This is a genomic window from Teichococcus deserti (genome assembly GCF_001982615.1).
In the GTDB taxonomy this organism is placed as follows: domain Bacteria; phylum Pseudomonadota; class Alphaproteobacteria; order Acetobacterales; family Acetobacteraceae; genus Pseudoroseomonas; species Pseudoroseomonas deserti.
In genome coordinates this window covers 1-11,538 of the sequence record NZ_MLCO01000036.1, presented here as the reverse complement: position 1 = coordinate 11,538, position 11,538 = coordinate 1, and the positions used below count along the sequence as shown (strand labels likewise).

The following is an 11,538-nucleotide window of genomic DNA, read 5'->3' as shown; positions in this document are numbered from 1 at the left end:
GACTCGGGGCGGCCACCGGCGGCTGCCGTCACAATCCACGCTCCCGCTTGATGCGGTCCCAGGCGGCGTTGATCTCGGCGACGCGGGTCGAGGCGCGGCGCATCAGCGCCTCGGGCACGCCGCGGGCGGCCAGGCTGTCGGGATGGTGCTCGCGCATCAGCTTGCGCCAGGCCAGCCGCACCTCCTCATCGGTCGAGCCCGGGGCGACGCCGAGCACGGCATAGGCATCCGGCGTGGCCGGCTGCGGCGGCGGGGCGCCGCGGCCGCTGCTGGCGCGCTCGGCGCTGGCCTCGTCCAGGCGGAAGGCCTGGCGGGTCTTGGCCAGGAAGATCGCCTCGCCGCGGGTCATCGGCCCGTCGGCGCGGGCGATGTGGTGGAGGGCGGAGAGCACCTCCTCCAGCATTGGCTTGTTGTCGTTGAAGGCCTCGCCCATGCGGGCGGCGAAGGGCTCGTAGCCGGCGGAATCCTCGCGCGCCTTGTCGAACAGCAGCCCGACCTCGCGCTGGTTCTCGACCGGGATGCGGAAGGCGCGCTTGAAGGCGTCGATCTCCTCGCGCTTCACCGGCCCGTCGCACTTGGCCAGCTTGGCGGAGAGCACGATGACGCCGATCGAGAACAGCTGGTCCTTGTTGGTGATGCGCGCCAGCGCCTCGGGCCGGGCGTCGATCTCCGGCGTCTGGGTGCTGCCCTCGTCGGCGGCATGGCCGAGCGCGGCCCCCACCACGGCACCGAAGGGCCCGCCCATGGCGAAGCCGGTCATGCCGCCCAGAATCTTGCCCCAGATGCTCAAAGGCGCTCCGTCTTCCCGGCCCCGCGCCATGGCGGAAGGCACGATGTCCAGCATGGCAGATGGCGAGAGGCTTGTCCCGCACCCGCGGCGCGGGGCCGCAAGGCGCGTGGCCGGAAGCCTGCCGGGCGATTGATAGGCGGCGGACCCGGACGATACAATGACCATCATGATCGCCGCATGACCACGTCCCTGGCGCCTGTCCTCGACACCCCCGGCGGTGGTCGACGGCACCCCGTGCCGGCAGCGTCACCTGCCCGGGCATGTGCTGGTTTTCCTTTCCTGGCGGGCCCCCTGGCGGGTGCTGTCTGGCGGTGGTCTTCGAGGATGCGCGCGGCACAGTGCCGAAGCCCGATCCGCGGCGCGGCCGGCTCCGCGCCCCGCCGCTGCCGGCGGGTCGGCTTCTTCGGTGAATTCGGGCAGGTCGTCTTCCACGGATCCGGCAGGGCCGGCTGCGGCCGCTGGCGCGCCAGCCTGGCGGCGGCTCCTGACGGCCATGCGGCGCGCGGTTGCGCGGCGGGTCATCTCGCGGTGATAAGCCGCGCTCAGGATGGGATCGCAGGGCCCCATCATTGACGCTGGATCGACAAATCGCCCATGTCGATCGGATACGCTTTCGGAAAGGTCAGGGGATGATGGCGGGCGGGCAGTTCTGGGTCGGTCGCGGCGGCAGCGCCGCCGACATCGTCGCGCGTGATCCTGCCGGCCGGTTGTCGACTTCCCTGCTGCCGTCTCCGAACTCCGGCGGCCACCGCGATGCGGCGATGGCCGGCTTCCGCGCCCGCCTGCGCCTGCGCCTGTGCCTGGGGATGGACAGGGCAATGCCGCCCGGCGCCATCGCAGACCGCGACGGCCGCATCGCTCCGATGGGCGGCGGACATCCGGAGAATCGCGCAGCTTGAGCCCGCAGCCCGCCGCCCCGACGACGCCGACCGAAAGCCGCCGGCCCTCGCGCCTGCTGCGGGCGGCCGTCGTCGTCCTGCTGCTGCTGCCGGTGCTGCTGCTGGCGGGCCTCTGGTACGGCCCGCGCCTCACCGACTGGAACGAGCATCGCGACCGGCTGGCGATCCTGGCCGCCGGGCGGCTGGGCCAGCGCGTGACCCTGGCGGGGCCGGTGCAGCTGACCCTGCTGCCGCAGCCGATGCTGGAGGCAGGCGGCGTCACCATCGGCGGCCCGGACGACGACATCTCTGTCCGTGCCCGCGCGCTGCGGCTGCGGCTCGACCTGCCGGCGCTGCTGGGCCTGCGGCTGGAGCCGCGCGAGGTGGCGCTGGTCGGCGCCGAGGTGCGGCTGCCCTGGCCGCCGGTGCCGGCCGGCGGCCAGCCCTTCCGCCCGCCGCCCTGGCTGACCGGGCTGCAGGGCCGGCTGACCGATTCGCGCATCGTCATCGGCCAGGTGGTGCTGGAGCGGGTCGATGCCGACCTGGCCGCCGTCACCGCCAGCGAGGCGCTGCGCATCCAGGGCCGCTTCCGCTGGCGCGCGACCGACGTCAATTTCGACACCACCCTCGGCCGCGCCGGCTGGGACGGCATCGCGCCGCTGGCGCTGACGCTCTCGGCGGCGCGCGCCTCCGCCTCGGCCAGCGGCGTGCTGCTGCCGGAAGGCGGCTTCGAAGGCACGGTGCAGGGCGGCGGCAGCGACCTGGCCGCGCTGCTGCCGGCCCCCTCTGGCAGCTTCCGGCTGCGCGGGCGCCTGTCCGTCACCGCCGACCTGCTGACCGCCGACGAGCTGACCCTGGACCTGGCCGGCAGCCCGGCGCGCGGGGCGGCGACGCTCCGGCTGGTGCCGGCGCCGCGGCTCGACCTGGCGCTGGTCACCGGCAAGCTGGAGCTCGACCCCTGGGTCGCGGCGCTGCGCGGCGCCGGGGCGCTGCCGCTGCCCTTCGGCCTGGACCTCTCGGCCGAGGCCGCCGGCTTCCGCGGCATGACCCTGCGCCGGCTGCGCGGCGCCGCCTTCCTGGAAGGCGACCGGCTGACGCTCACCGATATCGGCGCCGTGCTGCCGGGCGAGACCGAGATCGAGCTGTCCGGCACCACCACCACGATCCGGCCCGCCGCGCCTGCCAATGGGGCGCCGGCCGCCGGCCAGGCCCCGGCGAGCCCCGCGCCGGCGGCGGTGCCCGGCGGCAGGCTGGAGGCGGCGCTGCGCTTCCGCGGCAGCACGCTGCGCGCCACGCTGCAGGCGCTGGGCCTGCCGATGGAAGGCATCGAGCCGACCCGGCTGCGCGAGGGCGAAGGCCGGCTGCGGCTGACGCTGGACGACAACCAGCTGGCGGTGCCGGAATTCACCGGCGTCATCGATGGCGGCCGGGTCTCCGGCGCCGGCGTGCTGCGCTTCGGCGCGCGCCCGGCGCTGGGCCTCGGGCTGAACGTGGAGAAGCTGCCGCTGGATGGCTGGATGCCGCCGGGGACGCTGGCGCAGCTCGGCTGGGCCGGGCTGGCGCAGCGGCTGGCCGGGATGGACGCCAATCTGCGCCTCTCGGCCGAGAAGGCCAGCTGGCAGGGGCTGGCGATCCAGGGCCTCTCCGCCGATGCCGCGCTGGAGAATGGCCGGCTGACCGCGCGCCGCCTGTCGGGCCGCATCGCCGAGACCGAGTTGGCGCTGTCCGGCGTCGCCCAGCTGGGCGCCACGCCCCGGCTGACCGACCTGGCGCTGGAGCTCTCGGCACCCAGCGCCGCGCCGCTTCTTTCTCTGTTGCCGGGGGGCTGGCCGGGCAATCTGCCGATCGTCAATGCCGGCATCTCGCTGCGGCTGTCCGGCAGCGGGCCGGCCAATGCGGTGGCGCTGCGCGGAGGCTTCGACCTGGGCGACCTGAAGGCGGAGCTGGCTGGCAGCCTCGACCTGGGCCTGCCGCGCTATGCCGGCACGCTGACGCTCCGCCATCCCGGTGCGCCACGGCTGCTGACCGAGGCCAGCGGCCTGACCCCGCCGCCCTGGCTGGGCGAGGGGTCGCTGTCGTTGATCAGCACCCTGGCGCTGACGCCGCAGGAGCTGTCGGCGGAGAATTTCGAGCTGGTGGCGGCCGGGCTGCGCCTTGGCGGCCAGTTGTCGCTGACCCGGCTGACCGGCCTGCCGCGGCTGACCGGGCGCCTCGCCGCCGAGCGGCTGCCGCTGCCGCTGCTCGACCTCGCCTCGCGCGAGCCGATGCATCTCGAGTCGCTGGGCATGCTGGAGGCCGAGCTGGCGCTGGCCGCCCAGCATCTGGAGCCCGCCGGCCTGCCCGAGCTGACCCAGGCGGCCGCGACGCTGCGGCTGCGCAACCGTGTGCTGGAGATCGAGGGGCTGGAGGCGCAGCTGGCCGGCGGCCGCGTCCAGGCCTCGCTGCGGCTGGACGGCGCCGCCAGCCCGCCGGCCCTGGCGCTGGAGGGCAAGCTGTCCGGCGTCGCGGTCAGCGCGCCGCTGGCCGGGCTGCCGCTGGACCTGACCGCCGGGCGGCTGGAGGGCGAGGCGGGCTTGCGCGGCAGCGGCCACAGCCCCGCGGCGCTGCGGGCGACGCTGGAGGGGCAGGCGCGGCTGGCGCTGCGCGACGGCGTGCTGGCCGGTGTCGACCTGCGCGGCGCCTATGCCGCCGCCGAGCGCGACATCTCGCCGGCCGCCGAGGCGGCGCTGCGCGCGGCGCTGCTGGGCGGCGCCACCGGCTTCGAGGCAGCCAATCTGGTGCTGCGGCTGCAGGCCGGGCGCGCGGTGCTGGAAGAGGGGCGGATGGCGATGGCCGAGACCCCCGGCGCCACGCTGAGCGGCGAGCTGGACCTGGCGCGCGGCGGGCTCGACCTGCGGCTGTCGCTGGCCGAGCCCGATCCGCAAGCGCCGTCGATCGGGCTGCGGCTCAGCGGGCCGCTGCGCGATCCGCGCCGGGTGGTGGAACTGGCCGACTGGCTGCGCTGGCGCGCCGATCGTTAACCGGATACCGCCATCTGAAACGTATCACCATCTGAAACGTATCAGATGAGATCGAATCGCCAGGTAACGCCTTCACGAACGACGCGTGCCGGGACCCCGGTGATCACACAATTTCCCGGATAATGACCTGAGACGACGGCGCTTGCACCGACGATGGTGCCGTCGCCTATTCGAGTTCCCTTCAAAACAGTCGCGCGCTGCCCGATCCAGACCCACTCCCCGACCGTCACGTCGCGCGCGTGGTTGATGCGCTCACCTGTCTCAATGTCCACGATCGAGTGCATGTCACTGACCGTGACATCGACGCCCCCGGCCAGAAGGCATCCTTTACCGAGAGCGATACAAGCCTTTTCGTGCACCAATAGCCTTGGTGATCCATTGAAGGAACAATGGTGATCAACTTCAACACAACCACCACGTGCAACGAAGATGAAAAGTCCTCCCAAGTTGCAGTGTGATCCAATTCTCACGCTGCAGCCGTCGCCTGCCTCGATATAGAGTGATGACGAAATGCAGTTCGGTCCAATGGATATATTGCTTCTTGAACCTCTGAAAACAATTTTTCCATTTAACGTATTTTCGCTTGATTCATCGACGTCGACGACATTGCCGCCCTGTCCATCAACCACGGTGAGCATGTGTCATGCACCTTCAAGGCAGACCTGCTCGCCATGATGGGCAATGGTCTTTCGTATCGAATCGTAAATTATATAATAGCCTAACTCAAGCTTGGCAGCGGCGCAGCGCCTCGACCCGCAGGGCACTGGCCAGCGGCAGGTCGGGCTCGGCCCGGCCGGCATCAATGCGCTGCACCAGCGCCGACAGCGTCAGCCCGTCGGCCTGGGCCAGCCGCTCCAGCGCGGTCCAGAAGGGCGCCTCCAGCGCAACGCTGGTGCGGTGCCCCGCCAGGGTGAAGGAGCGCTTCAGCAGGTGTCGTCCCGTCATCCAACCCCCCTTGGTTGGCCCTTTCGATCGGCCATTGTCATGCCCGGCCGGATCCTTTTGCCCGAACATCATGGCGCAGCTTTGGTAACGACAAGGCTTCACGGTGGCGCGGGCAATGGTGCCTGGGGCTGCCGAAGCCCGTCGAGCGGACATGAAAAAGGCCGGGGAAGCGGGTTCCCCGACCTTTGCGACCCTGAACCCTGGCGGGTGAGGCGTCCGCTTACCAGCCGTAGCCGTAGTAACGGCGCGGCGGCGGCGGCGGGGCGTAGTAGGCGACCGGCGGCGGCGCGTAATAGGCGACCGGCGGCGGCGGAGCGTAGTAGGTGACGGGCGGCGGCGGCGGCGGGTAATAAGCGACCGGCGGTGGCGGCGCGTAATAGGCGGGCGGCTGCGAGGCGATGGCGCCGCCGACCAGGGCGCCGACTGCCAGGCCACCGATGATGCCGGCGGCGACGGCACCGCCGCCACCACCACCGCGGCGGTGCCAGTCGCCGGCCTCGGCAGCGGGAGCAACGGCGAGGCTGAGCGTGGCAACGGCGGCGCCGGCCAGGATCAGAGTGCGGATCGAATTCTTCATGTCGCCCTCCGGGCTTGATGGCCGGATTATAGCACCGATCATCGCCAGATTATGGCGGAGGCGAGGTCGGATCGTGGCCGTATTCTTTGGCCGTCGGAGGCCGGCGGGCGGGGCAGTCCTGCGAAATTACTGAAATAAAACAAAGAAAATCGGCGCGGGATACCGTCCCGCGCCGGAGTCGCCAAGGCTCAGGCGCGGGCGCCGTAGGTGGCGAGTTCGATCAGATTTCCGTCAGGGTCGCGGCAATAGACCGAGGTGATCGGGCCCAGCGCGCCGGCCTTGGCCACCGGGCCCTGCTCGATGGTGACGCCGCATTCATGCAGATGGGCGACCACGTCCTGGGCGGTGACGGCCACGACGAAGCACAGGTCCTGGCCGCCCGGCGCCGCGGCGGGGCCGGTGAACCAGTCCTCCTGCGTCGCCGTGACGGGACGCAGGTTGATCTTCTGGCCGCCGAACTTCAGCGCGGTGCGGCGGCTCTCGCCGAAGGTGTCGCGGTCCATGCCGAGGACGCGCTGGAACCAGGAGGCGGTGATCTCCACGTCCCGGCAGGTGATCACCAGATGGTCCAGCCGGTCTACCGCGAAGCGCATCAATCCTGTCTCCCGGAAGTTTCGGCCCCGGCGCCGATGCGCGCGGTGACCTCGATCTCGATCCGCATGGCGTCGGTCTGCAGCCCGGCATGCATCAGCGTCGATGCCGGGCGGGCATGGCCCAGCCAGCGGCGGGTGACCGGCCAGCAGGGCTCCCAGTCCTCGCGCCGCGGCACGATGTAGGTGACGCGCACCACGTCGTCCATCGAGGCGCCGGCCTGCGCCAGCGCCGCCTGGATGTTGCGGAAGGCCTGGTCGCATTGCGCGGCGACGTCGTCGGCGATGGCCATGGTGGCATAGTCATAGCCGGTGGTGCCGGCGACATAGACCGTGTCGCCGACCAGCACCGCGCGGGAATAGCCGATCTCCGCCTCGAAGCGGCTGCCGGACGAGATCAGGCGCTTCTGCACCGGCGCTTACTCCAGACCGTCATAGAAGTCGTTGCCCTTGTCGTCGACGACGATGAAGGCCGGGAAATCCTCGACGCGGATCTTCCAGACCGCCTCCATGCCGAGCTCGGGATATTCCAGCACCTCGACCTGCTTGATGCAGTCCTGCGCCAGCCGCGCCGCCGGGCCGCCGACCGAGCCGAGGTAGAAGCCGCCGAACTGCTTGCAGGCATTGGTGACCGCCTTGGAGCGGTTGCCCTTGGCCAGCATGACCAGCGACCCGCCGGCCGCCTGGAAGCCAGCGACATAGCTGTCCATGCGCCCGGCCGTGGTCGGGCCGAAGGAGCCGGTGGGCAGGCCGGCCGGCGTCTTGGCGGGGCCGGCGTAATAGACCGGGTGGTCCTTCAGGTATTGCGGCAGGCCCTCGCCGCGGTCGATGCGCTCCTGCAGCTTGGCATGGGCGATGTCGCGGGCGACGACGATGGTCCCCGACAGCGAGACGCGGGTCTTCACCGGATGCTTGGCGAGCTCGGCGCGGATGGCATCCATCGGCTGGTTGAGGTCGAGCTTGACCACCTCGCCGCCCAGGATCTCGTCGGTGGTCTCGGGCAGGAAGCGGGCCGGGTCATGCTCCAGCGCCTCGAGGAAGACGCCTTCCGGCGTGATCTTCGCCTTGACCTGGCGGTCCGCCGAGCAGGAGACGCCGATGCCGATCGGCAAGGACGCGCCGTGGCGCGGCAGCCGGATCACCCGGACATCGTGACAGAAGTACTTGCCGCCGAACTGGGCGCCGATGCCGAGCTGCTGGGTCAGCTTGTGGACCTCCTGCTCCAGCTCGCGGTCGCGCAGGCCATGGCCGGACTTGTCGCCGGTGGCGGGCAGCTCGTCGAGGTAGCGGGTGGAGGCCAGCTTGACGGTCTTCAGCGTGGTCTCGGCCGAGGTGCCGCCGATGACGATGGCCAGGTGGTAGGGCGGGCAGGCCGAGGTGCCCAGCGTCTTGATCTTTTCCTCGAGGAACTTCAGCAGTTTGTCCTTGTTCAGGACGGCCCGGGTCTGCTGAAAGAGAAAAGTCTTGTTGGCCGATCCGCCGCCCTTGAGGACGAACATCATGTGGAACTCGTCGGCCTTGTACTCGCCGGGCGAGGCATAGATGTCGAACTGCACCGGCAGGTTGTTGCCGGTGTTCACCTCGTCATACATCGAGAGCGGCGCCATCTGGGAGTAGCGCAGGTTGGTCTCGGTATAGGTGCGGTGGACGCCGTAGGAGAGCGCCTCCTCCTCGTCGCCCTCGACCCAGACGCGCTGGCCCTTCTTGCCGAAGACGATGGCGGTGCCGGTGTCCTGGCACATCGGCAGCACGCCGCCGGCGGCGATCGAGGCGTTCTTCAGCAGGTCGAGCGCCACGAAGCGGTCATTGGCGCTGGCCTCGGGGTCCTTGAGGATTTTTGCCAGCTGCTCGAGGTGGCCGGGGCGCAGGAAGTGGGACACTTCCCGGCAGGCGGTGAAGGCCAGCTCCTCCAGGGCCTTCGGCGAGACCTTGAGGACCTTCTTGCCCTCGACCTCGATCACCCTGACGCCATCGATGTCCAGCTTACGATAGGCGGTCTTGTCGGCGCCCAGCGGCAGCATCGGGCTGTAGCGGAAGCTCTCCGGGCGCTGCGACACCGGCATGCCGGCATCGGCTTCGGCCTCGGGGCCGGCGGGAGAGATGCCGGCGGGGGAGATGGATGTCGGGAGATCGGCAGGGGACATGGTGACGCTCCGGGCAGGGCAGCGGGAACCGCGACTCTTGTTTTTCAGTCGTCACGCCGACGGCTGCAGGGGAGCAGGGGCCGGCGATGCTGCCGGCAGTGGTAGCGCAGAGATCAGGGCAAACCAACCGGCTGGCTGCGCCATGCCGGGTTGCGCCAGAGTGACACCCTCGGGACGGTTTTCCCGGTGCCGCCGGCGCAACGGTGTCGAGGCCCCATCGGGGCCTCGACAACTGACAAAATTAATCGCGGGCGGGGCGGCGGCGGAACGCGTCCAGGCTGACCACCTGGGCCGGGCCCTCGGGCTCGGCGCGTTCGGCCTCCGCCTCGGCGGGGACGGGTAGCGGGGTGGGGGCCGAGTCGGATTCGTTCACGGCTTCCAGCGGCTCGGCCTCGGCCGAGGGGAAGCGGAGACCCACGCGGACATAGGGGTCCCAGAAGGCGGTGATGGCCGAGATCGGGATCACCAGCGTCGCCGGCACGCCGCCGAAGGACAGGCCGGCGGTGATGAAGTCCTTCTCGCGGTTGACCTTCAGGTCCCAGAACTGGTGCTGCAGGACGATGGTCATCTCTTCCGGGTAGCGCACCTTGAGGTGGCTCGGGATGGCGACGCCAGGGCGGTCGGTGCGGAAGGTGACGTAGAAATGGTGCTCGCCGGGCAGGCCGTGCTCGCCGGCATGCTCGAGGGCGCGGAGGGCGACCTCGCGCATCGCCTCCTCGGTCCAGCGGTCGTAGGGGAGCAGGCTCTCGACCTGTTTGGTGTCTTCGGTCATCAGTTTACCCCGGCCGGACGCCGCAGGGCGGGCGTCCCGATTGGCGGGCGTTTACCGCTTCCCGCACAGCACCGCAGAGCATTACCGGATGCGGCCCCCGGACGGAAAGTGGCCAGCCGATAAAATATGGCACCGTTTGCGCGCCATGCGTGTAGCAAAAAGGAGAAGTGGGGGGATTCTGTTGCCCGGTTCCCCCCGGACCGCGCTTACCTATTGTTAGGCAGCGAGCGCCACGGTCTCGCGACCGTTATCGTTGGCACTTGTGATATAGCCCGATGACGGCGGTACAATGCCGGGCAAAAGACATGGCTTTACCACGCGCGTCGAGCCTGTTTCGTCCCCGCAAGCGCCGCCCCACGATCCAGGGCCGGTAGTTGCTGGTGGAGACGCCGGGCACTGCCCCCGGGTCCGCAACGCTTATTCCACATGCCGTTTATCACCATAGTCATCCGAGGATGACGCTCCCGATATAGGCCGCTGCCGCGCGGAAATCCAGGGGCGGCCGCGTCTGCTTCAAAGGCTGCGGCCGATGGCGTCACCGCTTGCGCGGCAGAAGAGGGTTCTGCCACAGGACACGGTGGCGGAGGGCGGGGGTGCGGCATCCTGCCATGCCTCCGCTATGCGGCCCTGCCGCTTCGGAGACGGTGGCGCCGTGTATCGTCACAAGCTACAAGCCGCCCGCGCCGCCGGCCCGCTCCGGCGGCCCGATTTCTGACTCCCGGGGATTCGCATGGCGCTCACGACGGCACAGCTTCAGGAACTTGCAGAGGCGCAGTCGGCCCGCGCCGAGACCCGCCGCCCGACCGTGCCGGCGCTGGAAAAGATGCTGTTCGAGGCGCTGCCGGTGCTCGACCACGGCTTCGTCCGGGTGATCGACTATATGGGCGACGACGCGGCCGTGGTGCAGGCCGCCCGCGTCTCCTATGGCCGCGGCACCCGCGCCGCCAATGAGGATCGCGGGCTGATCCGCTACCTGATGCGGCACTGGCACTCGACCCCCTTCGAGATGTGCGAGGTCAAGTTCCACGTCAAACTGCCGATCTTCGTGGCGCGGCAGTGGATCCGGCACCGCACGGCCAACGTCAACGAATACTCCGCCCGCTATTCGATCATGGACCGGGAGTTCTACATCCCGGCGCCGGAGCAGCTGGCGGCGCAGTCCTCCAGCAACCGCCAGGGCCGCGGCGACATCCTGCAGGGCGCCGAGGCGGAGGAGGTCATGGCGCTGCTGCGGCGCGACGCCAGCCAGACCTATGACCACTATGCCCAGATGCTGAACGAGGGCGAGGACGGGCAGCCGGCCGATCCCTCCCGCCAGGGCCTGGCGCGCGAGCTGGCGCGGATGAACCTGACGCTGAACACCTACACCCAGTGGTACTGGAAGACCGACCTGCACAACCTGCTGCATTTCCTGCGGCTGCGGGCGGATCCGCATGCGCAGTACGAGATCCGCGTCTATGCCGAGGCGATGATGCAGGTGCTGGAAGCCTGGGTGCCGACGGTGGCCGAGGCCTTCCGCGACTATCGCCTGGGGGCGGCCACCCTGTCGTCGCAGATGCTGGCGGTGACCCGGCGGCTGCTGGCCGGCGAGGCGGTGGAGCAGGCCGGCAGCGGGCTGTCCAAGCGCGAATGGCGCGAGCTGATGGAGATGCTCGGCCGCCCGGTCTGATCGCCGCTTTCTGAGCACTTCGCCGATGGCCGCGCCGCCTGCCTCGCGCCCGAAGCCGCCCGCCGCCCGGCCTGCCGCCGGGCGGGGAGGGGCGGGGCGTTCCGGCGGCAGGCCGGCACGGCGCAGCCTGCGGCAAATCTTGCGCGAATTCCC

11 protein-coding genes and 1 other RNA gene are annotated in these 11,538 nt (G+C 70.4%); 3 read left to right on the top strand and 9 right to left on the bottom strand.

From position 1 onward, the window contains the following. Positions 1-28 precede the first annotated feature (28 nt). Entirely contained in the window at positions 29-790 is a 762-nt protein-coding gene (locus tag BKE38_RS05515) for a TerB family tellurite resistance protein (RefSeq protein ID WP_076956365.1), read from the bottom strand. 569 nt (positions 791-1,359) lie between these two features. Here BKE38_RS05515 and BKE38_RS05510 point away from each other — a divergent pair. Beyond that, on the top strand, positions 1,360-1,689 hold the full coding sequence (locus BKE38_RS05510; RefSeq protein ID WP_131829492.1) for a hypothetical protein: 330 nt from the start codon (positions 1,360-1,362) through the stop codon (positions 1,687-1,689). Continuing rightward, positions 1,686-4,688 (top strand): AsmA family protein, encoded by a 3,003-nt coding sequence (locus BKE38_RS05505; protein WP_076956363.1) that lies wholly within the window; start codon positions 1,686-1,688, stop codon positions 4,686-4,688. Before BKE38_RS05510 ends, BKE38_RS05505 begins: the two co-directional genes overlap by 4 nt. A 41-nt stretch (positions 4,689-4,729) precedes the next feature. Here the strand turns inward: BKE38_RS05505 and BKE38_RS31310 are convergent, their stop codons facing one another. The 8 genes from BKE38_RS31310 to ssrA form a co-directional block, all read right to left on the bottom strand. Further along, the gene (locus tag BKE38_RS31310; RefSeq protein WP_076956362.1) at positions 4,730-5,326 is read right to left on the bottom strand and encodes an acyltransferase; all 597 of its coding nucleotides are present in this window, start codon (positions 5,324-5,326) and stop codon (positions 4,730-4,732) included. Positions 5,327-5,411: 85 nt separating this feature from the next. After that, entirely contained in the window at positions 5,412-5,633 is a 222-nt protein-coding gene (locus BKE38_RS05495) for a ribbon-helix-helix domain-containing protein (RefSeq protein ID WP_076956361.1), read from the bottom strand. Between the two features lie 220 nt (positions 5,634-5,853). Beyond that, positions 5,854-6,210, bottom strand: coding sequence for a hypothetical protein (locus BKE38_RS05490; RefSeq protein WP_076956360.1), 357 nt, complete (start codon positions 6,208-6,210; stop codon positions 5,854-5,856). 188 nt (positions 6,211-6,398) lie between these two features. Continuing rightward, a complete protein-coding gene (locus tag BKE38_RS05485) occupies positions 6,399-6,803 on the bottom strand; it encodes a VOC family protein (protein WP_076956359.1) in 405 nt (134 codons plus the stop codon). Further along, positions 6,803-7,213, bottom strand: a complete 411-nt coding sequence (locus BKE38_RS05480; RefSeq protein WP_076956358.1) for a RidA family protein — start codon at positions 7,211-7,213, stop codon at positions 6,803-6,805. The genes BKE38_RS05485 and BKE38_RS05480 overlap by 1 nt, the downstream gene beginning before the upstream one ends. A 6-nt stretch (positions 7,214-7,219) precedes the next feature. Beyond that, positions 7,220-8,863, bottom strand: a complete 1,644-nt coding sequence (locus tag BKE38_RS05475) for a fumarate hydratase (protein WP_076956366.1) — start codon at positions 8,861-8,863, stop codon at positions 7,220-7,222. Between the two features lie 322 nt (positions 8,864-9,185). Next, a complete protein-coding gene (locus tag BKE38_RS05470) occupies positions 9,186-9,716 on the bottom strand; it encodes an SspB family protein (protein ID WP_076956357.1) in 531 nt (176 codons plus the stop codon). Positions 9,717-9,882: 166 nt separating this feature from the next. Continuing rightward, positions 9,883-10,215: a transfer-messenger RNA gene (gene ssrA, locus BKE38_RS05465) on the bottom strand. Positions 10,216-10,446: 231 nt separating this feature from the next. On the opposite strand from ssrA, the gene thyX reads away from it, so the two are divergent. Continuing rightward, positions 10,447-11,385, top strand: coding sequence for an FAD-dependent thymidylate synthase (gene thyX, locus BKE38_RS05460; protein WP_076956356.1), 939 nt, complete (start codon positions 10,447-10,449; stop codon positions 11,383-11,385). Positions 11,386-11,538: the final 153 nt, after the last annotated feature.

What these genes read in the sequence shown, in the direction of transcription:
- BKE38_RS05470 (WP_076956357.1), bottom strand. Translation starts at nt 9,716, where the DNA reads ATGACCGAAGACACCAAACAGGTCGAGAGCCTGCTCCCCTACGACCGC.
- BKE38_RS05475 (WP_076956366.1), bottom strand. Translation starts at nt 8,863, where the DNA reads ATGCCGGTGTCGCAGCGCCCGGAGAGCTTCCGCTACAGCCCGATGCTG.
- BKE38_RS05485 (WP_076956359.1), bottom strand. Translation starts at nt 6,803, where the DNA reads ATGCGCTTCGCGGTAGACCGGCTGGACCATCTGGTGATCACCTGCCGG.
- BKE38_RS05495 (WP_076956361.1), bottom strand. Translation starts at nt 5,633, where the DNA reads ATGACGGGACGACACCTGCTGAAGCGCTCCTTCACCCTGGCGGGGCAC.
- thyX (WP_076956356.1), top strand. Translation starts at nt 10,447, where the DNA reads ATGGCGCTCACGACGGCACAGCTTCAGGAACTTGCAGAGGCGCAGTCG.
- BKE38_RS05490 (WP_076956360.1), bottom strand. Translation starts at nt 6,210, where the DNA reads ATGAAGAATTCGATCCGCACTCTGATCCTGGCCGGCGCCGCCGTTGCC.
- BKE38_RS31310 (WP_076956362.1), bottom strand. Translation starts at nt 5,326, where the DNA reads ATGCTCACCGTGGTTGATGGACAGGGCGGCAATGTCGTCGACGTCGAT.